Here is a 22,024-nt window from a genome sequence, read left to right on the forward strand (position 1 = left end):
TCGCATGGATCATGTTCAAATCTGGGAAGCAAAAGTGACTATCCCTACTTATGAAGTGGGCGAAAAGGAGCGGAATCCCATGTTTTTTGAAAAAAGGGTTTATCAGGGTAGTAGCGGCGTCGTTTATCCCAACCCCGTTATTGAAAAGATCTTTGATACCAGGATCGATAAAGAATATACCGGACTGTTTCTGGAAAATAAGTATTTGAAAATTATGATATTGCCTGAGATAGGAGGACGTGTGCAACTGGCATACGACAAACTCAGACAGCGGCATTTTGTGTATTACAATCAGGTGATCAAACCTGCATTGGTTGGTTTGACCGGTCCCTGGATCTCGGGCGGTATTGAGTTCAACTGGCCGCAGCATCACCGTCCTTCCACCTTCGAGCATGTCGATTACCGGATCGAGGAAAATGCGGATGGGAGTAAAACAGTTTGGGTAAACGAAATTGAAAAAATGTTCCATACCAAGGGAATGGCCGGTTTTACACTGTACCCGAACCGCGCCTATCTGGAAATTAAGGCACAGCTTTACAATCGTACCGCACTTCCTCAGACTTTCCTATGGTGGGCCAATCCTGCGGTAAAAGTCAATGATGATTATCAATCGGTGTTCCCTTCGGACGTTAATGCGGTTTTTGATCACGGTAAAAGAGATGTATCGACGTTCCCTATCGCGACCGGAACCTATTACAAAGTGGATTACTCGCCGGGTACGGATATAAGCCGCTACCGCAATATTCCCGTGCCTACCTCTTACATGGCCATTAATTCAGAATATGATTTTGTTGGTGGCTATGAGCATGATAGCAAAGGCGGGTTGCTCCATGTAGCCAATCACCACGTATCGCCCGGCAAGAAACAATGGACCTGGGGGCATGGTGATTTTGGTCAGGCGTGGGACCGTAACCTGACAGACGAGGATGGCCCGTACATTGAGCTCATGACCGGTATGTTCACTGATAATCAACCTGATTTTACCTGGCTGATGCCGAACGAAGAAAAATCTTTCACCCAATATTTTCTGCCCTACCACGCATTAGGAGTGGTCAAAAACGCGACCAAAGATGTGTTGCTCAATCTGGAAACGCTGGCTGGATCAGCGAAGATTCAGGTCCTGGTGACGTCCGTGCATCTTAACCTGACGATTGCTTTAAAACAGAAAGAAGCGCTTTTATTTGAAACAAATGTTGACATTGTACCCGAAAAAATCTTCGAACAACAAATTGTTTTGCCTGCGGACGCAAAAGCAGACGCACTGGCGCTGATCATTTGGGATAGTGCCGGCAAGGAAATAATCCGCTTCGATCCGTCATCCAACAGTGCCAATGACATTCCAACTCCTGCACTGGCACCTGCTGCCCCTGCGGATGTAGAGAACAATGAGCAGCTTTTTTTGATTGGTCAGCATTTGGAACAATACAGGCATGCCACATACAGCCCCGTTCCGTACTATGAAGAAGCATTGCACCGCGACCCGAAAGATATCCGTAACAACAATGCCCTGGGCACCTGGTACCTTCGCAGAGGGCAGTTTGACAAATCAGAAACGTATTTTCAAAAAGCAATTGAAACATCCACCGGGCGAAATCCCAATCCCTACGATGGAGAACCCTATTATAATTTGGGGCTAAGTCTGTTGTTTCAGGAAAAAACGGAAGATGCTTATCGGGCGTTTTATAAGGCTGCCTGGTCGTCGGCCTGGCAGGATGTGGCGTATTTAGCATTGGCACAAATTGATCTGAAACGTACAGATTACAATCTGGCCTTGGGGCATATCAACTACTCACTGGATCGCAATGCAAAAAGCAGCAAAGCTTATGTCATTAAATCATCGGTTTTAAGAGTGCTTGGCCGCTTTGAAGAAGCTGTCGCCGTGTGCAACGAAGCATTACGTCGGGACGGGTTTAATCTGGGAGCCTTTTATGAGCTGGCCAAAATCGAGCAGGCAAATAGTACCGGTGATGGTGACCTGTCTAAACTCCAAAAATTGGCACGGAGTGATGACCATAACTTCATCGAATATGCGCTGGATTACGTCTGGTGCGGCCTTTACGAGGAAGCATTGGATTTTTTAAAGCTCGCTGAACGGGCAGGCTCCGGCAACCCGATGGTATACTATCACATTGCCGATGTTTATCGACGCATGGGCAATGTGGCTGAAATGACAGCCTATCTGCATATAGCTGGCGGCCAAATAACCGACTACTGTTTTCCCAACAGACTGGAAGACATAGGAGCCTTGCGAACAGCGATAGCAAATAATCCATCCGACGGATTTGCATCATACTACCTGGGAAACCTGTTTTACGATAAGCGCCAGTATCAGGAAGCCATTCATTTGTGGGAACAGGCGATCAAGTTAAATCCTGATTTTCCAACTGCTTTGCGGAATTTGGGTATCGCTGTTTTTAACAAGTTACAGGATACGCAACGCGCCCTGGAATATTTCGAAAAAGCATACCAACTCAATCCTGATGATGCGCGTATATTGATGGAGGTTAATCAGCTTTACTTCCGGTTGAACAAGCCGGTGACAGAGCGATTGGCTTTTTTGCTAGAACACCAGGAAACCGCGGATAGGAGAGATGATCTGTTTCTTGAAATAGCTGCGCTTTGTAACCTGGTAGGACAGCATGGCCAAGCATTGGAATTAATCGAAAATCGAAAATTTCATCCCTGGGAAGGCGGGGAGGGGAAAGTCTCTGGACAATATGTACTGGCATTAATTGGTCTGTCGAGAGAAAACATTGCCAACGGTGACTTCCAGGAGGCCATTGAACAGCTTACGGCGGCTCAGGTATTTCCGCATAACCTGGGAGAAGGTAAACTGCCCGATGCACAGGAAAATGACATTTCTTACTGGCTTGGCTGCGCGTATGAAGGGTTGAATGTCATTGAAAAGGCAAATGAATGGTTTTTGAAGGCAACCAAAGGCAATAGCGAGCCCTCGGCAGCGATCTTTTATAATGATCAGCAGCCTGATAAAATTTTTTATCAGGGACTCGCCTGGAAAAAACTAAATGAGCACGAAAAGGCTGACCAGATCTTTCATAAGCTGGTCGCGTACGGGCAAATGCACATGAATGATGACGTGACACTGGATTATTTCGCAGTATCACTTCCCGATCTGCTGATCTTTGATTCGGACCTGAATATGCTCAACCGGATCCATTGCTTGTACGTGATAGCCCTCGGACTACTCGGATTGGAAGACTATCAAAAAGCAGAGGATTTTTTCAGGCAGCTATTGGCATTGGATTGTTCGCACGCAGGCACAAGACTTCACCTTGAAATTATCAAGAATCTGAGGATCGTGTGAGCAGTTAGCTAACTTACAATTTCAATGAATTTTTCCCGGCCCTTAATGCGAGTGATTTGTCTTTCCAGACGAAATTACCTGTTGTTTTGGCAGGTATTTCAATTTCAGCCTGCAACACGCCTTGGTTTACTTTATAGCTAACCGTGATCTTGCCATTGGGGTGGGGCATTTCACCGCTGATTTTATTAATGGTACCCAAATGTGGCGTGATCAGGATTTTGGAAAAACCTGCTGCTCCGCTGTTAATACCGAGAATAGTGCGGAAGAACTCAATATTTGGGCTTGATCCCCATGCGTGGCAATCCGAGCGTGAGGTGTTTACATCCGAGGTTTCTGCCCAGGTAGTGAGTCCTAATGCCATATTTTCACGCCATTTGTCGAGCCAGCTCAGATAATTATCTCCTAATCCCGCCTTGGTATAAGCCTGATGCAGGTAGAATTTAAAGTAAATGGAAGCGGGTGCCAATGTAGTATCGCTCATCATTTTATTGGCCAAGGGCTTTGCATTGGCTGGTGCTACAATTCCTGAAAGAATAGCCAGCGAATTGGCGTGCTGGGAATAAGTATTCTTTTCCTTCGTGTCAGCAAAAAGACCCCTGCCAGCGTCCCAGTATTTGCTCTGAATTGTTTTTTTGAGCTGTTCAGCGCGGGCTTTGTAGCGGCCTGCCAATTCTTTGAGTCCTAAATCATTTTCCAATTCAGCCGCAAGCTGGTAGGTCCAAAGCAGCTGCATATCCAGCACCGCTGATTCTCCATCCTGACCGATCGGTGCCATTCCGAAGTCCCAGCCTTTGCCCTGGCTCCAATCTGTGAAAACCCAGTACGGAACATTTTTCAATGAGCCGTCGGCCTGCTGATAGCGTTCAAAAAAAGAGATCACCTGCCTTGTACCGGGCAGCTTATTTTTGATAAAAATACGATCAGGGCGGTACATATAATAATCATGCAGCATGGCCACCCACCATAGCGAAAATGTCGGTATCTGCTGGTGCAGGTCGGTGGGGTAGCGGCTTAATGTAATGCCTTCGGCAATCCTTGAATGGTCCATTAAGGTGAGTGCATTGCGGACAAGCCGGTCGTCGCCAGCATTGTACATCGAAACCAGTGCTTGTATCCGGGCGTCGCCAATGTATTGCAATTGCTCGTAGTAGGGGCAGTCCATATAGGTTTCAAAGGCACAGAGCCGGGCTGTACGCCAACCGATGTCCAGCATTTTGGCCAATTCAGGATTTTGAGTTTGCAGCTTTGCCTTTTGGGTAAAAGGATAGCCCGTAAATGTGCCGTAAAGGTCATTAATGACCAGTGGATCTGCTTTTGTTTCAATAACGAGCTGAATGTAACGGTAGGTGCGCCAGCTCAGCGGGGTGTACTGCTGGTTAGCGGCGCCACTGGAACGCAGGCTGTCGGTACGGCCGATAAAGAGCTTGTCATCTATTTCATTACGATTGCCTTTGGCTAGCATTGGCAGCCTGGGGCTTTTTAATATTTCTTTTTTACCAACATACAGTCCTTCTGAGTAGCCCATTGATATGCCAGCCTCCTTCCCGCCGCTGAATTCCAGGGTAGGGTAGGCGTTCGTTAAAAAGCCCTGATCAACCAGGATCGTCGCCATTGAATTGGCAGGGATCGTCACATTGGTTTTGGTAGCGGGAAATGTATTGGGTACCTGCAAGCCTTCTGCCTTTCTCGTTGCCGAAAGTCGCTGCACATTCATTTCCATTTGCGGGATTTCAGATTGTACCAGCATCCATCCCGATGAATTTACAGCCGCGTCTTTGGTCAGTCCCGGCCCGATCAGGCGCGCCTTTACCCATTTGCTATCGTCATAATCTGCTTTTTCCCAGCCGCTCACGTGGGTATTCATATTCACGAGCTCAGCAGGTCCAGCCACATAGTAGCCCAGAGCGCGTACCGATTTGGGCTGATAGCTTTCATCCTTAATGGTTTTCCACGAATCATTGGTATTCAGGACTTCTTCCGCTGCCGTATTTCCCTGAAGAATAAAGCCAGTCAGATAGGAGATCTGTGATTCGGGTTTTACTCTGCCTTCATTCCAGACTAACGCCGAAATCAGATTGCTACCGGCCTGCAAATAAGGAGCAATGTCCACGGTTTCAAAATTCCAGAAATACAGGTCTCCCCGCGCCGGGCCCTGGGAAACGTGCTTGCCATTAACAAAGAGTTTGTAACGGTTGTCGCCGGAAACGTGGATGATAAATGAGGTCGGTTTTGCGGTCAGTTCGATCGACTTTCTGAATTTGAATACACCATAATCTTTCAAGGAAAGATCGGACGATGCCGTGAACCGGTTGATCGGAATGCCAGGGCCTGTGATCCATTGTGCTTTCCACGGTTTCTGCAAAAGCTCAGTGTTGAGCTGCTGTCCACCGGCCGTTTGTGGGAACAGGCAGATAGCTGTCAACAGGAAAGCCAGGGCAATGGCGTATATCTTCGATCGCATGGGAAGTTCAGGAAAATGATTTTTATAAAAAGCAGAATGCCGGCTACAATTTACCGATCGACCGCCACATGGCGAGCTCCCCGGAGAGCCTATCGTTGATGACCTCACATTTTTCAGCGATCCGCATCATTGGCCGGTCTTTCAGGTTGTAGGCTGGCCACGCAGGCACATCTTTGGCCGCAGGCTTGCCCGTACGGGCGAATGTGGTCCAAAGCTCAGCAAAATGATGAGAGGCCACGAAGCGCTCCGGCCGGTTGCCGCCGAAGAAACTTTCCTTTGGTGCAGAGCCGTCTCGCGGCGGAATTTCATTGTTGAATTTGAAAGAGATATCCATAGCATGCGGCGTGCCCATGGCATACTCCGTTCCCGGGATCTTTTTCTCCGACTTATACCCAAAATTGTACAGATAAACCGGCGCTCCATGCTGCTTTGCCTTCTTTTCAGCAATGTCAATCGACCCCAGACCCATCATGGTAATAGAAGAAACGGCTACGAAAATATCAGGTGCAGTAGCATTCGGACTGGCTTTTCGATAGGCTTCGATCACTTTTTGGGTATCCTCACCATATTGTGGTTGCAATTTCTTTTCCAAACCATCAAAATCTATTTTGAACGATTCAGTGTCTTTTCGCTCCCATGCAAAGAAGGTGTACTCATCCTCATTCCAGCCCACTAAGAGCGGCTTGTCCTTCGATATTTCGGGAGCGGTCGGGTCAAAAGGGTGATGTGGGAGCACAATCCCGTCCACTACCGGCCCGAAACCACCCAAACGGCCCTGCATGGTGGCGCGTTTGCTGTTTCTTTCCTGAAATGGTGGTACGAAGGGTAGTTTGCCTTGCATGACCAGCAGGTCGGAAGCTGGTACATCCAGTAACTTTTGCCAGTTATTTGGCGAAATATTCAGTTCTTTTAAAAGCATCGCCGTCGTTTCCGCGGCAGTTTCCTTAGAAAGCATTCGTACGCCGGGCCCACTTTCTATGGAAGCTTTATTGAAATACGGTGCGGCCTCTGGCATAGCATACAAGCAGGAAGTTTTCGCCCCACCACCAGACTCGCCAAAGATCATAACATTGCCAGGATCTCCGCCGAATTGCGCAATGTTCTCATGCACCCATTTCAAGCCTGCCGCAATGTCCAGCACACCCATATTTCCTGATCCGGCATACTCCTTACCCGCAATTTCATCCAGGTAGAGAAATCCCAGCAAGCCCAGCCTGTGATTGGTCTGGACGACTACCACATCGAAATTCCGGGCCAGGTTGCCACCATCTTGCCCGGCCGCTGCTCCCGAACCGCCCACGAAACCGCCTCCATGGCTATAAAACATGACCGGCCGCTTCTTGTTATCGTTCGCAGGTGTCCATACATTCAAGAACAGACAGTCCTCCGAAGGCGCAGGCTCACCGCGGCGAGGCGATTGTATGGCAGGTGCGCCGAATTCCAATGCGTCGCGAACACCAGTCCATTTTGCCAACGCTGCCGGACGACGGAATCTTCTGTCCCCGGAAATTCGGCCACCATAAGGAATGCCCTTGAAAATATTGACACCATCCCTGCGCGCGCCTTTTATTTTTCCGTGGGTGATTTCAGTTTCGACAAACTCGTCGGCCCTGCCAGGCTGTAAAAAACTGAATTGGGGAAGCGAAATGGCTGCTGTGGCCAGTGATAGTTTGGATAAAAAATCTCTACGGTGAATGGGTTCCATATGCAGATGAACAGGGCTGGGTTAGTTTCTATTTGCAGATCAATTCGTGCAACAATACAAAACAATGTGGGTAAAGTCTAATCGTAAATTCTTACCTGCTGATAAGTATTTCTTATCACCTGCCGCTCTTTTGTTCCAATAATAAAACATAATGGAACTTCGACAGCTAAAATACTTTGTGGGGGTAGCAGAGCATTTGCATTTTGGCCGGGCAGCAAAAACGTTATTTGTTTCCCAGCCTGCATTAAGCCAGCAGATCAAGCAGTTGGAGGACGAACTTGGCACCGAGTTGTTTATACGTTCGAAGCGTATTCAGTTGCATCAGGTAGTGCTGACGGAAGCGGGGAAGTCGTTCTTAGCCGACGCCAGACACATTTTACAATTGAGCGAAAATGCCATCTTTAATGTCAGACAAATCAGTGCAAAGCAGCAGGTTGTTACCTTGGGAGTTTTCAAACTCATCCTGCCAGAGCGTGTGATGGGCATGTTAGAACTTTTCTCTACCCATTTTCCCGCAGTAGAAGTCAATTTGGTAGAGCTTCCCAATCCGGTTCAGGTGCAGAAGCATGTTGCCGGGGACCAACTTGACCTGGGTATGACCGTATTTCCATTGACTTTTAAAGGATTGTCAGCTACTCAGTACGCCGAAGCCGACTATACCATTCTGATGAACCGCGACCACCCGCTTGCCGGGCAGGAAGCTGTGCGATTGGAACAGTTAAAACTTGACAAATGGATTGATCACGGACGTGAAACCGGACTTTATTTCGAACAGCTCGGGGAAGCCTGCCAGCAGGCCAACTTCAACCGGGAAAATAATATCATTCATTTTGTGCCTTCTTTTGATCTTCTCAAAAGTATGGTACGACTGGGAAAAGGCATTGCATTCATTCCTGCAACGCTCGATTTGTCGCAGGAACCTCATTTGATTTCCAAACCGATCATGAACCTCGATGGAAGTCCCTTTAAGCAGGTTGTGATCCAACACATGCTTATTCACAAATCCCGGCAGCCCATCGTAGAAGCAATGGCCAGAATGGTCAGGCTTGGTGACATTTGAAGCTTACCCATTCTGTCTTTTCAAAACACAGAATAGCCTTGCATTTTTACCGTCGGGATCTGTTTTGTAGAGCTGCCAGGTGTCCTTATTCAGTTCGTCTAAATGAAACTGGTTGACGGGGTCGGCGAGTTGCTTTTTCACCCACCTTGGGAATGCATTGGCAGCACGGGCATTTTCCCAGGTTCTGATCGCCTTGAAAATGTCGTATTTCTGTGGGCAGCTTTCAACGTCCTTTTGGTTCAGTTGGAGGCTGTAAGTTGTACCTATACCCACCGAAATGGCCTGTACATGCTCATATTGTGCGACGGTGGAGGTGGCTTTGATGGGGAAGTTTCCGCCCATTCCCGAAGGAAAGAAATTGGCATAGGTAACATTCCTCAAATCTTTTCCCTGGCTGGTAGTACTGCCCCATTCGCGTGTTTCAGCGTCGTACAGGTTCTTGCCACCACCCACATTCCACACGCTCTGGTAATGCCACGAACCTTCCGATAATGTCGAACCGGTGAACCGAATGTAGGGCACACCCAGTTCTTTGCCTTTTTCAAACATCTTGCGAAAAAAGCGCTTCACGGAATAGTAGCCATGACCATTGTTGAACAAAAACTCCTGGCCGTCGAAGTCATAGTAGGCCAGACCATTGATCTTACACACGGCCGCATAGTATTCGGCGATCTGGTCCTGCAGTTGCACGTTGGGGATCAGGCCATCGTAGCCGTAGTTGATCGTTACTTGTAATTTGTAAATCGTATCACGGGCGTTGTGGGCCGCTGTACGGGTGTTCCAATAGCCGCGTTTGACATTCAGGAGCCGGTAGGGTGCTTTGTCCGAAACTCCCAGATAATGAATGAGTTCCTTACCTATTTTAATCATATTAAGGTTAGCACAATGACCTTCCCAGCTGGCTATTTCGTCAAGGTATTTGGGGTCGTTGACGATGATGATCGTGTCCATAGGGCCGATACTCTTGACTAGCAGGCGTTTTTGCTGATAGCACAGACTGTCGCTCGGAAAGGGGCTTGCATCTTTGGTACCTGGTGCCAGTGCAGTCGTGATGGGCGTGCGGCCGATCATGATCCCGGACCCCGCCGCGATTTCGGAAAACTCCCGGTGCGATTTGTTTCCCGAGGCCATTTTCAAGGGTTTGTTTTCAAACTTCCTGCCATCTATGTATCCTTCATTTCCCCGGTCGGGCCTGATAAATCCCTGATCGTAGAGGCTGATCGCCTTGAAACCCAACTGATGGGTGTATGGCACAATGCTGTCGTACACGTTTCCACTGGTAATAGCATCCGGAACGAAAGCGGACGGGTCTTTGATCCATTTTCCGTTGATGGTCGGGTAGGGAAGGCCTTCTGATTTTACAATGTTCTGAACTACGTCCAACAGCGCAGTACTATCGGGACCTCCCCATAACGCAACCGAGGAGCCGCGATAGTCCACTCCCGGCAATGGCTGAATTTCCAGGTGGTTGGGCACATTGGCCGTCATGTTGGGTATCAGTGAAAAGAATGCCTTACGTTTGGGGCCCCTGTCCCTTGAATTGTAAGCAATGGATATCCTGCCCTGACCATCGATCAGGGCTGCATTACCGTACAAAATCCTGTAATAAGGCTCTTTATGTGCATAAAATGCGACATCACTAATGCCATCGCCTCCAATCGGGAACACCTGGCCTTCGTGCAGATGTGCAGGAAGCGGGAAGCGATTTTTATCAGGACTATGGATAATGTATTGAAACGGGGCAGCATCGGCAATCGTTTCCGATGTGCCACCCAGCGTATTGTCGTTGAGCGCGAGCATGCCGATGGCATAGTTAACCGCCTCGCTGGTATCGCGGGCCACACCGATGATTTCGCCAAAAAGGTTCGTGATATTGGTATGATATGCCCCCCATTGGACATTGTCGATATCTTTTCGCGGATTCAGCGATTGCAAGGTTAGTTTAAAGTACTTCTTCCGGGTTTCTAGCGATACGATGGCGACAGAGCCATTGGGGTAATGTAATGTGAAAGTATGTTTAGTCTTATCAAAAATGGCTTTCGTCGGCTGGTGGTATTGTTGTTTTTTACTGTCAAATAGAGATAGCAGCGGCGAGGGCTTGTCTGCGGGACTGAATTCGCGTTGCTGGCCCGTTTTAGTAATGTTCTTCATACTCGTGATCCAGCCCTTTTTGTCGATATGGATCTTGAAGTAATCGGTACTGAAATCATGCTGGGAAAAAGCACAATGGACAAAGAAAAGGGTAAAAATGTGAAGGGTAAGGATTTGGAATAGCCGATATCGCATTTCAGGAATTGGATTATTGATGCTTGCAAATATACTTATATGTTCATATGTTTGTACATATTAAATATAAATGAACTTTATTGAGTTTGTGTGATATGACCAATACCCATTAAACAAACCATTGACTATACTGAGATTTTACAAGGATTCATGAAACAAACCCATTTAGTTCTTCTTCTACTCCTGAGTTCTTTTGGAGGCTTTGGCCAAAGTTCAAAGGTAGCTGCGCCAGCGGTGTCCTCTTATCATAATATTTGGATGAAAGAACTGGTTTCCACGCCAAGTAATAACAAAGTAGATGCTCCCCTGATGGGTAATGGCGACGTAACCATGTGTGTCGGCTACAAAGGGGATGTTCTGCGATACTACCTCTCTAAAAATGATTTCTGGCAGCTGATTTCACCGGAAAGTGTGTTCCGCAAGGATGATGTATCAGGCCCCAGGCCGGTGGGTTCTGTCGACATTCAAATTGAAGGTTTCGGTCATGCCAGCTTAGCGGCTGACCAACAGCTTTTCGATGGCACTACAATAGCTTCTCTCACATCCAATGGTCGAAAAGTGGAAGTGAAATCATGGGTAGCAGCTACTGACAACCTTATTTTTCTTGAAGTACAAGCAATTGATAAAGCAGCTAAGGTAACGGTAAGCCTTGCAGCACCGGATAACAGGCAGGCGAAATTAACAAAGGGTTCGGAAGGGAATGCTCAGTGGCTTACCCGCGCATTTGCCGACAGCGTTGACATTGCCACCGAGGTAGCCGTTGCCATGCTCACAATTGACCATAACAGTAACACATTTACAGTAGAGGCGGGCAAAAAAGTTGTCGTCGCTATCACCGTCGCGAGCAGATTTAAACAGCCGGAGCCATTGAAATATGTATTGGCCCAAATTAAAAAGGTAAATAAAACGACTGCCGACAAGCAGCTGACAAAACATGAAGCGTGGTGGCAGGCTTATTGGGGGAAATCATCGGTTAGCATTGCGGACACAGTTTTAATGAAGGCGTACTACCAGGGGCTGTACACGATGGCAGCATGCAGCCGGGACCCCAAATTCCCTCCCGGGATTTTTGGGTGGGTCACCAATGACGATCCGAACTGGGCCGGAGATTATCATTTGAACTATAACTTTCAGGCACCGTTTTATTCGCTTTATTCTGCCAACCGTTTGGAGCAGGGTATGCCTCATGACGCACCATTGATCGATTTTATTCCAAGAGGCGAGTGGTATGCTAAAAATGTGACCCACACCAGGGGAATTCTGTATCCGGTGGGTATCGGGCCTTTGGGAGTTGAAGTAACCAGAAATCACCCGAGGTTTCATAACACAACCAACCAGCAGCAGGGCGGTTTGTTCTTCGGGCAGCGCTCCAATGCAGCGTATGGCTTGCTGAATATAGCGCAATACTGGCGCAGTACTTATGACGAGGCTTATGGCAAAAAGATCTACCCATATGCATTGGCGGTAGCTAGTTTTTGGGAAGACTTTTTGAAATATGAAGATGGCCGGTATGTCATTTACGATGATGCAGTGCACGAAGGATCCGGTGCGGACAAGAATTCCATTCTTTCATTGGGGCTGATCCGCAACGCTTTTAGTCTGATGCTTGACCTAAGTTCCACTTTGAAAGTAGATCAGGACAGGCAGGCAAAATGGAGGGATATTTTGGATAAGCTAAGTCAGTTCCCGGTTCAGGTGCGGAAGGGGAAAAAGGTATTCCGTTATACGGAGAAAGGGGTGGACTGGTGGGTCAATAATGGTTTGGGCATCCAGCACATTTACCCTGCGAATGGAATCACGCTGGACAGTGGCGAGGAGTTATTGGCATTGTCACGGAATACCATCGCAGATATGAATAGGTTTCAGGACTACAATACCGGTAACAGTTTTTTTATGGCTGCGATCAGGGTAGGTTATGATCCTCAGATTGTCTTTAACGAACTGCGTAAGTATGCTTTACATACCTATCCGAATGGTTTTCAGCTGGATAATCCGCACGGGATAGAGAATAGCTGCACAGTGGCTAATGCTTTGGACGAAATGCTTTGTATGAGTGCGGGCAATGTAATCCGCCTGTTTGCCGGAATGCCTGAGGGGCAGGACGCAGAATTTAAAAACCTAAGAACCTGGGGTGCCTTCCTGGTTTCAGCGCGACAGGTCGGCGGACGCATTTCTGATGTCCGGATCAAAAGTGAAAAGGGGAAGGTATGCACCATTGTCAACCCCTGGCCTGAAAAAACTGTGCGTGTAATACGAAATGGAAAGAGCGCGGAGTCGGTTTCCGGTGCGCGATTTAGCCTTAACACTAATGCGGGTGAACTCATTGAATTTCAGGTGAAATAGTAGTTTTTGAAGCAAGAAAATAACTCACTTTAACCAGTAAGCAATACTTATGCTAGTTCAAAATGACGGATTATCGATGGATCTCGCAAATTATAGCCACCCGCTCACGAATCTTTTCGAGCAGCCCAAAACTGCGAAAGACTGGGAACAGTACATGCTGTCCGAACAGCAGATCGCTGATTTTGAAAGGGACGGCTTCGTTAGCGGTATCAAAGTAATGTCTGACGAGCAGGTGGATGTGCTGAACGAGGAGCTTGTAAGGCTGCAATCCCTGTCCGACGAGGAGCGGAAATTGTTTTACCATTATGAAAGCAATGAATCCGAAGACGTGAACCGGGTGCTCTTTCACGCGATCGGTGCGTGGCGTATCACGCCCGGTTTTCACGATCTGTTCTGGTCGCCAGCTTACCGGATGGCTGCCTATCAGTTGCTGGGGCAGTCTTTCAGGCTTTTCCATGATCAGTTATTTTGCAAACCGGCCAGGCATGGAGGCGTGGTAGCATGGCATCAGGATTATTCCTATTGGACATTTACCAAGCCAATGCATCATCTTACCTGCTGGATCGGTCTCGACGACGCAAACAAAGAAAACGGTTGTCTGTACTTTGTACCGGGTAGCCATAAATGGGGCTTGCTTCCTATTACCGGGCTGACGGGCGGGATGGAGGCAGTGCGGGGAATATTAAACGAAGAGCAAAACAGGAGCTTCGATAACCGCGTCGCCAATGAATTGAAGAGAGGATATGCCAGCTTGCACCACCCGCTGACCATGCATGGCTCGTATGAAAATGTGTCCGATCGTTCCAGAAGAGCAGTAGTGCTCAATGTAATGAGTGCTCAGACTGTCGGGAACACAGCGGGCTATGAACGGCTCGACGCTTTGAAAGACTTTCCTGCCATGGATCAGGACAAGGTTCTTGATAGCAATTTCTTTCCGTTGTTGTTTGATGGTGACAAGGAGTTGAAGGAACTGGGCAAAAGAATTCCAATGGTGAATCAGACCGAATTATACGATCAGCACATTGGTATATGAAATTTAGAGAAATAACTACCTTTTTATTTGCCGCGCTCGTCTCGTTTCATGTGAAGGCGCAGGATGTTTTAAAATACGTGGATCCCAATATCGGTACCGCCCATAGCAGATGGTTTTACTTCACACCCGCGGCAGTACCTGGCGGTATGGCTAAGCTTGCCCCGTCAACCAATGGTCATTATGGCAATGCGAGTGGCTGGGAAGCAGTAGGTTACGATGTAAGACAAAATTCAATTGAAGGATTTGTACACTTTCACGAATGGCAGGTGGGAGGCGTCAGCTTTATGCCTACAACCGGTTCGTTGAAATTGAATCCCGGGGAGCTGGATAAGCCGGGAAGTGGTTATCGGTCGGCATTTTCGCGTCAAAACGAAGTTGCGCAGCCGGGTTATTATAAGGTACTGCTGAATGATTATCAGATCACGGCGGAGCTTACGGCAACTAAAAGGGTCGGATTCCATCGGTACACATTTCCAAAAACAGACCAAGCCCACATTATCCTCGACATAGGACAAACGCAGGGCGAAAGCGGTAAGGTTGTCGATAGTGGAATTCACATGGTTGATGATACCCACTTTGAGGGTTACGTGATTACTTATCCCAAATATGTGGCCCAGTACGACCCGGAAGGTAAAGTTGCGATGTTCGTGTACGGACAGCTCAGCAGGAAACCGGAGACCATTACGGCATTCAATGCTGGCGGCATTCAGGCAGGTAGCATTAATGTAAGTGGTAAAGGCGCTGGGTTTGCTTTGAATTACAATACTTCGGCCGACGATATTTTGGAGATCAAAGTGGGGTTAAGCTATACTTCCACGGCGAACGCCAAAGCTAATCTTCTGGCAGAGGCAGCAGAACTTACATTTGACGAGGCTAAGTCATTGGCGAGCAAAACCTGGCAACAAGAACTGGGTAAGATCTACGTAGAAAGCCTGAATGTAAATGACAAGATCAAATTCTATACGGGACTGTTTCACGCCTTGCTGGGAAGAGGTACCGCGAGTGATGTCAATGGTGCCTATCCCAAACACGGCGGTTTGTCGGGTCAGCTTTCCGAACAGGAAAACAAGTATGGTTTTATGAACACAGATGCCATTTGGGGTGCTTTCTGGAATGTAACCCAACTATGGTCACTCTCTTATCCTGACTGGTACCAAAGATTTGTCAATACACATTTACGCATTTATAAGGACCGGGGATGGTTTGGGGATGGGATTGCCAACAGTCAGTTCGTTTCGGGGGTCGGTACTAATTTTATTGGTCTTACCATAGCAGCAGCCTATCAGCTGGGCCTGCGCGACTATGATGTAAAATTAGCCTACGAAGCTATCCGAAAAAACGAACTGGGCTGGCAAAATCGCCCGAAAGGATCCGGGAAAATGGATACGAGGGCATTTCTGAAATTCAATTACGTGCCACAGGTGGGAGATGGAAAAAATTTCATCTCTGATTCAACCGGATCCAGCTTTTCTGCCTCGCATACGCTCGAATATAGTTTTAGCGCTTTCGCTGCCGCTCAAATGGCCAAATCCCTGGGGAATGACGCAGATTATAAAATGTTCATGGGCTATTCCAACGGGTGGCGAAAATTGTTTAATCCAGCTAACAAACTGATCCAGCCAAAGACGGCAACCGGCGAGTTCATCAAGGATTTCGATCCCTACGAGGCGTGGCGGGGTTTTCAGGAAGGTAATGCCAAGCAATACACCTACTATGTTCCGCACAATCCGGCTGCGCTAATTGGTGAGGTAGGCAATGGGCAGTTTAATGAAACGCTCGACGGCATTTTTAAAGATGCGGAGAAAAAAGGCTTTGGCGGTGGAAAGACGATCGACGCATTTGCCGGGATCAATGCAGTGTATAACCACGGAAACCAGCCCAGCCTGCACATTAGCTGGTTGTTTAATTTTTCGCGACAACCCTGGCTGACACAAAAATGGACACGGATGATCTGCGATCAGTTTTACGGAACTGAACCTATTCACGGTTATGGATATGGCCAGGATGAGGATCAGGGTCAATTAGGTTCCTGGTATGTGCTGACGAGTCTGGGGCTATTTGATGTCAAAGGCTTTACCGACCTTCGCCCGATCATTGAATTTGGTAGTCCTGCATTTGACAAAGCAAGCATAACGCTTGGCAACAAAAAGATACTGGTTATTGAGACAAAAAATAATTCAAAGGAGCATGTATATGTTCAGAACCTGACATTCAATGGGCGGAACATTCAAAACTGCTGGCTGTACCGTGATGAGTTGATGAAAGGAGGCAAGCTTGTCTTTACAATGGGAAGTGAACCGAACAAAAATTGGGGGACATCCGCGCCTCCTCCATCTGCGCAATGATCAATTTAGTGTGACTTACAAATGAAAAAGCATATTTTACTTCTCGTCGCATTGTCTGGGGCGGTAGCGTTTCTGGTGGCCTCCTGTTTTCAAAAGAACGGGACATTGCAAACCAAATCGGGCAATGATCCTGTGAGCTATAATTTTGACATCCGTCCAATCTTGTCCGACAAATGCTATGCATGCCACGGGCCCGACGCGAAGAAGCGGGAGGCAGGGCTCAGGCTCGACGTTGCAGAAAGTGCCTATGCGAAATTGAAGGATGGCAAAGGGTTCGCTATTTTTCCCGGCAAGCCCGAGCAGTCGGAAGTATATAAAAGGATTACGTCCGTAGACCCGGAATATCAGATGCCGACTCCTGAGTCGCATTTGGGACTTTTAAATGAAAATGAAATCGGCCTGGTAAAAAAATGGATCGAACAGGGCGCTAAGTACGAAAAGCATTGGGCGTTTACTGCGCCGGTGTTGCCCATAGTCCCTGAGGTGTCCGACAAAAATTGGCCCAAAAACGAAATTGACCATTTTGTGTTACAGAAAATGGAAGGCACCGGATTGGCACCTAACGAGGAGGCCGGTAAAAGCCATTTGCTAAAAAGGGTTTCGCTGGATCTGACTGGTCTGCCACCGACGCTGGAAATGCAAAAGAAATTTGAGACCGATGGAGGTGATAAGGCATACGAAAAGATGGTGGATGAGTTGCTTAACCAGAAAGCATATGGCGAGAAAATGGCGGTTCATTGGCTGGACGTAGCGAGGTATGCTGATTCCTATGGTTACCAGGACGATGAGTACCGTACACAATGGCCGTGGCGCGACTGGTTAGTGAGCGTCTTTAACAGAAATATGCGTTATGACCAGTTTCTGTCCTGGCAGATAGCGGGGGATTTGCTGCCGAATGCGAGCAAGGAACAGATTTTGGCCACCGCATTTTTTCGGAACCATAAGTATACAGAGGAAGCAGGCGTGATATTGGAGGAATACCGGGTTGAATACAATATTGATAAGACCAAAACTTTCAGTACAGGGGTTTTGGGGTTGACCGTAGAATGTGCGCAATGTCACGATCACAAGTATGACCCTATTTCGCAGGAAGATTATTACCGCCTGTATGCATTCTTTAACAACTCGAAAGAGGTTGGTTATGAGGGGTATAGCGAGATGACGAAGCCTGCAAAACAGCCGGTTATGAGAATTTCGGATACGGAAGCGAAGACATTGCTGTCGTTTATCAACAAGCCGGATACCAGTGGATTAATGGTTTCTGTGCTGGGCGATCGCGACACGCTCAGGTCCACGTATATATTGAACCGTGGCGTGTATGATGCGCCGGGACGCATGGTGACTGCCGTGGCATTGCCCGCGGTGATGAAATTTGATACCATTAAACTTCCGCAAAACAGGCTCGGCCTTGCCAAATGGACGACCAGTAAAAGCAATCCATTGACGGCACGGGTATTTGTGAACCAAATCTGGCAGGAATTTTTCGGGCGGGGTATTGTAAAGAGCAGTGGCGATTTCGGAATGCAGGGTGAGCTACCGACGAACCCGGCACTACTCGACTGGCTGGCAGTGGATTTTATGAACCATGGCTGGGATATAAAAAGATTGGTAAAACAAATCGTGACGTCGGCTACTTACCAACAATCGGCCAAGGTTACGGATGAAAAGCTCAAAGCCGATCCTGACAATATTTACCTATCCCACGGCCCGCGTTACCGGTTGCCTGCGGAATTGGTTAGGGATATGGTATTATCGACAAGCGGACTGCTGAACCTGAAAATAGGCGGCCCCAGTGTAAAACCCTACCAGCCCAAAGGACTCTGGGAAGCAGCAACTTCCGGCCGTGGCTCATTGCGGAGTTATCAGCAGGATAGGGGTGAAGCAGTGTACCGCCGGGGCATGTACACATTTATCAAACTGACAGTACCACCGCCTTCGATGATCATTTTTGATGCCAGTAACCGTGATCATTGCGAGATCAAACGCTCTAAAACCAACACGCCTTTGCAAGCATTGGTCATGCTCAATGACCCGACGGTACTGGAAGCGTCACGTGTGCTCGCCGAACGGCTGGTAATAAAATCCACCGACGTGGAAACTAACATTAAAACCTCGTTTCAACGGATTGTTTGCAGGCAGCCGACCGACAAGGAGATGAAATTGCTCACCGACTACTATAACAGCGAGCTATCGATGTTTTCGAAAGATAGAAAGCACGCGCTCAAAGTGTTGAATGTGGGTGAGTATCCGCACGAAACGAAAACGAACGAGGTACAGGCAGCTGCGCTGATGCGGGTGATCAATGCGCTGTACAACATGGAAGAAACGATTACAAAAAGCTAAAAATACGGACGTTATAATCGCAAAAGGTGTGCGCTGGCTGAATGTCATTATCTTGTCAATGCGTAGATTTTCATTGATAGAGAAATTTGCATGAAACAATTGTTTAATGTTCATACATATATACATATTTAAGTATATTTATAAAAAATTAGACCTTGCGATGAATCATAGCATTCTGTTTTTGGGGATCACCATTTTTTCATGCAACACGCAATGGCATGATAATAAGCAGGCTGTGGCGATGCCGGAGGTCAATGAAAGGGAATTTACGGCAACTCCGACACCGGAATGGTCGAATTTGTTTCTGAGAAAGTCGGGCTGGCTTGGTGGTGACGGCATATTTGCCATTCCGTTTTCAGGTAAAGATTCTGAAAAAAGTGACAGTATACTTTTTCTGTTCAGTGATACAATGGTCGGGGAAATTGAAGGTGGCAAACTCAAACCGGGCTTAAAGCTGGTAAACAATTCGGTGGCGTTAATGAAAGGTAAAGCACCTGATTCTGTGGGTATTGCATTCAGGATCGCCGATGAAAATGGTACTCCCCGCGCTATTTTTACGCCCAAATCAGATAAGCCCGACAAGGACACATATTTTTGGCTCGGTGATGGATTTGCCAATCCCGATGCAGACAAGGACCTTTTTATTTTTGCGTACAAAATCACCAATACCCACGATGGTTCGGCTTTTCCATTCAAAGAGACGGGCAATTCACTGATCCGTGTTCCGGCAGGAAGCCATTTTCCATACGCTAACCAACAGGAACTAGCATTACCATTCAATAATTACAAAACCGGCGAGGAAACGATTTCCTTTGGATCAGCCGTGTTCAACAATAGTAAATCAGCAGGAGAAGCAGAGCCAGACGGCTTTGTGTATGTGTATGGAACAAAAGGCGTTACCAAAAAACTTGTTTCAGCGCGGGTGAAACCTACCCAGGTCACAGCTTTTGATCAATGGGAGTTCTGGAATGGTAAGGGCTGGTCAAAAGACGTGAAGTCGGTGGCTGCCCTAAGTGATTCTGTTTCCAATGAACTGAGTGTGAGCTTGCTGTCGCCAGGAAAATATGCGCTGGTTTACCAGCTAGGCAGCCTTTTTCCTGAGATTTGCATGCAGGTAGGGCCTACTCCTGTGGGGCCTTTTGGTCCGAGGATTGTACTGTACAAAACATCGAACGACATCACTGACCCTGACTTGTTTACATATAATGCAAAAGCCCATCCCGCATTGTCGGAGCCGGGTGAACTCCTGATTTCCTATAATGTCAACACATTTAAGTTTTTCGAAGTCCTGGAAAAACAACCCAATCTGTACCGTCCGCGATTTGTGCGGATCAAATTTAGTCACAGCCCTAAAAAATAACTGATAATGCGCTCCAGTTACGATAAGTATCCGTATATAGAAGTAAGCAAATCCTCAGACGTATGCTTTGTTGGCTGGGAAAGTATTTTCTCGGAAATAAAGCATTTCGTCCATACCAAAAACCAAACAAAAACGGTAATCTGCATTGATCTCTACCATGGCGTTCATGCAAGCGAAGTACTTGATGCGATAAAGGAAAATCTGGAAACCGTTGCCGTGATCCAGACGAACGATTTTCTAAAAAGTGCCGGTGAGATCAGCGAAATGGTATATCCGTTCGTGACGGACGATCAGGTGTTCGGGAAGATGAACAGTTTGGAAATATCCGACTTCTTTGAAATACAAGCACTTGATAAAGAGCGAGAAGCAATCCGCAGCATTGAATCCGGGACCGTGGTTGTTTGCGGTGAAGGAGCTGCCCTTTTTGCTGATGCTGATGTCCTGATTTACATGGATCTGGCGCGTTGGGAAATTCAGAAAAGGATGAAGCGGAACGAGGTAGGCAACTTTGGGATGGACAACCTCGACGAGAGTTTTTCATTGAAATACAAGCAAGGTTATTTTCTCGACTGGCGCCTGTTAGACCGGCATAAGCTAAGGTTTTTTGACCAGATCGATTATTTTATTGATGCCAATAACGTTGGCGAACCCAAAATGATTGGTGCCGAAATGTACTGTAAAGGGCTGGACGAGGCAGTACGCCGGCCATTCAGAGTCGTTCCCTTTTTTGATCCGGGACCATGGGGCGGTCAATGGCTGAAAGAAGTCGTTGATCTCGACCGTGAGCAGGTTAACTACGCCTGGGGTTTCGATTGTGTTCCTGAGGAAAACAGCCTGCTTTTCAAGTTTGGCGAAAATATTTTTGAGCTGCCTTCTATTAATCTCGTACTGACCAGACCAAAGCAATTATTGGGACAGTCGGTTTATGGCAAATTCGGAGCGGAATTCCCGATCCGTTTTGATTTTCTGGACACGATGGACGGTGGCAATCTGAGTTTGCAGGTGCACCCCACACGTGCTTACATTCGGGAGGAGTTCGGTATGGATTACACCCAGGACGAAAGCTATTACTTCCTGGAAGCAGAGGAGGATGCCTGCGTATACCTCGGTACGCACAAAAATGTGAATGCAGGCGATATGATTGCAGACCTGGAAAGGGCGCAAAGTGGCCTGGCTGATTTCGACGCGGAAAAATATGTAAATAAAATGCCCGTCAAAAAGCACGACCATATCCTGATCCCGGCCGGAACGATCCATTGTTCGGGCAAGAATGCCGTTGTGCTGGAGATTTCAGCGACCCCATACATTTTCACTTTCAAATTGTGGGATTGGGGGAGGTTGGGACTGGATGGCAGGCCCCGGCCAATCAATATTGAACATGGTAAAAAAGTGATCGACTGGACCCGGGATGAGGATTGGGTAAAAAAGAACCTCTTTAATAATATCACCGAAATCTCGGTCAATGGTCATTCGAAGGAAGAATCCACAGGCCTGTACGCAACCCAGTTTATTGAAACCAGAAGACATTGGTTTGATGGAAAAGTAACGCATTATACCGGCGGAAACCTGCATGTAGTCAATCTGGTGGAAGGTGATGAAGTAATCGTGGAAAGCCCTGATGGTCTTTTCGAGCCTTATGTGATTCACTATGCCGAAACATTTATTGTTCCTGCACATGTACCTTCTTATATGATTACCCCGTTCGGGATGTCCGTCGGGAAAAAATGCGCAACCCTGAAAGCCTACGTGCGGATATAGGCCCA

11 protein-coding genes are annotated in these 22,024 nt (G+C 47.5%); 8 read left to right on the forward strand and 3 right to left on the reverse strand.

Going from position 1 to position 22,024, the window contains the following annotated elements:
* The first annotated feature begins 4 nt into the window (after positions 1-4).
* Complete coding sequence (locus ABIO93_RS13075) at positions 5-3,325, forward strand: DUF5107 domain-containing protein (protein WP_348068269.1); 3,321 nt, start codon at positions 5-7, stop codon at positions 3,323-3,325.
* A gap of 13 nt (positions 3,326-3,338) precedes the next feature.
* Here the strand turns inward: ABIO93_RS13075 and ABIO93_RS13080 are convergent, their stop codons facing one another.
* Together ABIO93_RS13080 and ABIO93_RS13085 are read right to left on the reverse strand one after the other, a co-directional pair.
* On the reverse strand, positions 3,339-5,786 hold the full coding sequence (locus ABIO93_RS13080) for an alpha-L-rhamnosidase C-terminal domain-containing protein (RefSeq protein ID WP_348068271.1): 2,448 nt from the start codon (positions 5,784-5,786) through the stop codon (positions 3,339-3,341).
* 43 nt (positions 5,787-5,829) lie between these two features.
* Positions 5,830-7,491 carry a carboxylesterase family protein gene (locus ABIO93_RS13085; RefSeq protein WP_348068273.1) on the reverse strand — a complete coding sequence of 554 codons (1,662 nt, stop codon included), beginning with the start codon at positions 7,489-7,491 and terminating at the stop codon, positions 5,830-5,832.
* 151 nt (positions 7,492-7,642) lie between these two features.
* Between ABIO93_RS13085 and ABIO93_RS13090 the strand changes: the two genes are divergently transcribed.
* Positions 7,643-8,551: a LysR family transcriptional regulator gene (locus tag ABIO93_RS13090; protein WP_348068275.1), complete on the forward strand. Its 909-nt coding sequence runs from the start codon at positions 7,643-7,645 to the stop codon at positions 8,549-8,551.
* A gap of 3 nt (positions 8,552-8,554) precedes the next feature.
* Here ABIO93_RS13090 and ABIO93_RS13095 read toward each other — a convergent pair whose 3' ends face one another.
* Positions 8,555-10,837, reverse strand: coding sequence for a hypothetical protein (locus ABIO93_RS13095; protein ID WP_348068277.1), 2,283 nt, complete (start codon positions 10,835-10,837; stop codon positions 8,555-8,557).
* A gap of 150 nt (positions 10,838-10,987) precedes the next feature.
* Here ABIO93_RS13095 and ABIO93_RS13100 point away from each other — a divergent pair, with 150 nt between their 5' ends.
* The 6 genes from ABIO93_RS13100 to ABIO93_RS13125 all read left to right on the forward strand — a co-directional run bounded on the left by ABIO93_RS13100 (position 10,988) and on the right by ABIO93_RS13125 (position 22,019).
* Entirely contained in the window at positions 10,988-13,180 is a 2,193-nt protein-coding gene (locus ABIO93_RS13100) for a hypothetical protein (protein ID WP_348068279.1), read from the forward strand.
* A 49-nt stretch (positions 13,181-13,229) separates the two neighbouring features.
* The gene (locus ABIO93_RS13105) at positions 13,230-14,213 is read left to right on the forward strand and encodes a phytanoyl-CoA dioxygenase family protein (protein WP_348068281.1); all 984 of its coding nucleotides are present in this window, start codon (positions 13,230-13,232) and stop codon (positions 14,211-14,213) included.
* Positions 14,210-16,558, forward strand: a complete 2,349-nt coding sequence (locus tag ABIO93_RS13110; RefSeq protein WP_348068283.1) for a GH92 family glycosyl hydrolase — start codon at positions 14,210-14,212, stop codon at positions 16,556-16,558. Before ABIO93_RS13105 ends, ABIO93_RS13110 begins: the two co-directional genes overlap by 4 nt.
* A gap of 21 nt (positions 16,559-16,579) precedes the next feature.
* Positions 16,580-18,901 (forward strand): PSD1 and planctomycete cytochrome C domain-containing protein, encoded by a 2,322-nt coding sequence (locus ABIO93_RS13115; protein WP_348068285.1) that lies wholly within the window; start codon positions 16,580-16,582, stop codon positions 18,899-18,901.
* A gap of 160 nt (positions 18,902-19,061) precedes the next feature.
* Positions 19,062-20,261 (forward strand): DUF4185 domain-containing protein, encoded by a 1,200-nt coding sequence (locus ABIO93_RS13120; protein ID WP_348068287.1) that lies wholly within the window; start codon positions 19,062-19,064, stop codon positions 20,259-20,261.
* Positions 20,262-20,267: 6 nt separating this feature from the next.
* A complete protein-coding gene (locus ABIO93_RS13125; RefSeq protein WP_348068289.1) occupies positions 20,268-22,019 on the forward strand; it encodes a class I mannose-6-phosphate isomerase in 1,752 nt (583 codons plus the stop codon).
* Positions 22,020-22,024: the final 5 nt, after the last annotated feature.

Origin of the sequence: Dyadobacter sp. (assembly GCF_039919315.1) — a bacterium.
Classification (GTDB): domain Bacteria; phylum Bacteroidota; class Bacteroidia; order Cytophagales; family Spirosomataceae; genus Dyadobacter.

Coding starts and splice junctions, on each gene's coding strand:
- ABIO93_RS13105 (WP_348068281.1), top strand. CDS start 13,230: ATGCTAGTTCAAAATGACGGATTATCGATGGATCTCGCAAATTATAGC.
- ABIO93_RS13085 (WP_348068273.1), bottom strand. CDS start 7,491: ATGGAACCCATTCACCGTAGAGATTTTTTATCCAAACTATCACTGGCC.
- ABIO93_RS13090 (WP_348068275.1), top strand. CDS start 7,643: ATGGAACTTCGACAGCTAAAATACTTTGTGGGGGTAGCAGAGCATTTG.
- ABIO93_RS13110 (WP_348068283.1), top strand. CDS start 14,210: ATGAAATTTAGAGAAATAACTACCTTTTTATTTGCCGCGCTCGTCTCG.
- ABIO93_RS13125 (WP_348068289.1), top strand. CDS start 20,268: ATGCGCTCCAGTTACGATAAGTATCCGTATATAGAAGTAAGCAAATCC.
- ABIO93_RS13075 (WP_348068269.1), top strand. CDS start 5: ATGGATCATGTTCAAATCTGGGAAGCAAAAGTGACTATCCCTACTTAT.
- ABIO93_RS13120 (WP_348068287.1), top strand. CDS start 19,062: ATGAATCATAGCATTCTGTTTTTGGGGATCACCATTTTTTCATGCAAC.
- ABIO93_RS13095 (WP_348068277.1), bottom strand. CDS start 10,837: ATGCGATATCGGCTATTCCAAATCCTTACCCTTCACATTTTTACCCTT.
- ABIO93_RS13100 (WP_348068279.1), top strand. CDS start 10,988: ATGAAACAAACCCATTTAGTTCTTCTTCTACTCCTGAGTTCTTTTGGA.
- ABIO93_RS13080 (WP_348068271.1), bottom strand. CDS start 5,786: ATGCGATCGAAGATATACGCCATTGCCCTGGCTTTCCTGTTGACAGCT.
- ABIO93_RS13115 (WP_348068285.1), top strand. CDS start 16,580: ATGAAAAAGCATATTTTACTTCTCGTCGCATTGTCTGGGGCGGTAGCG.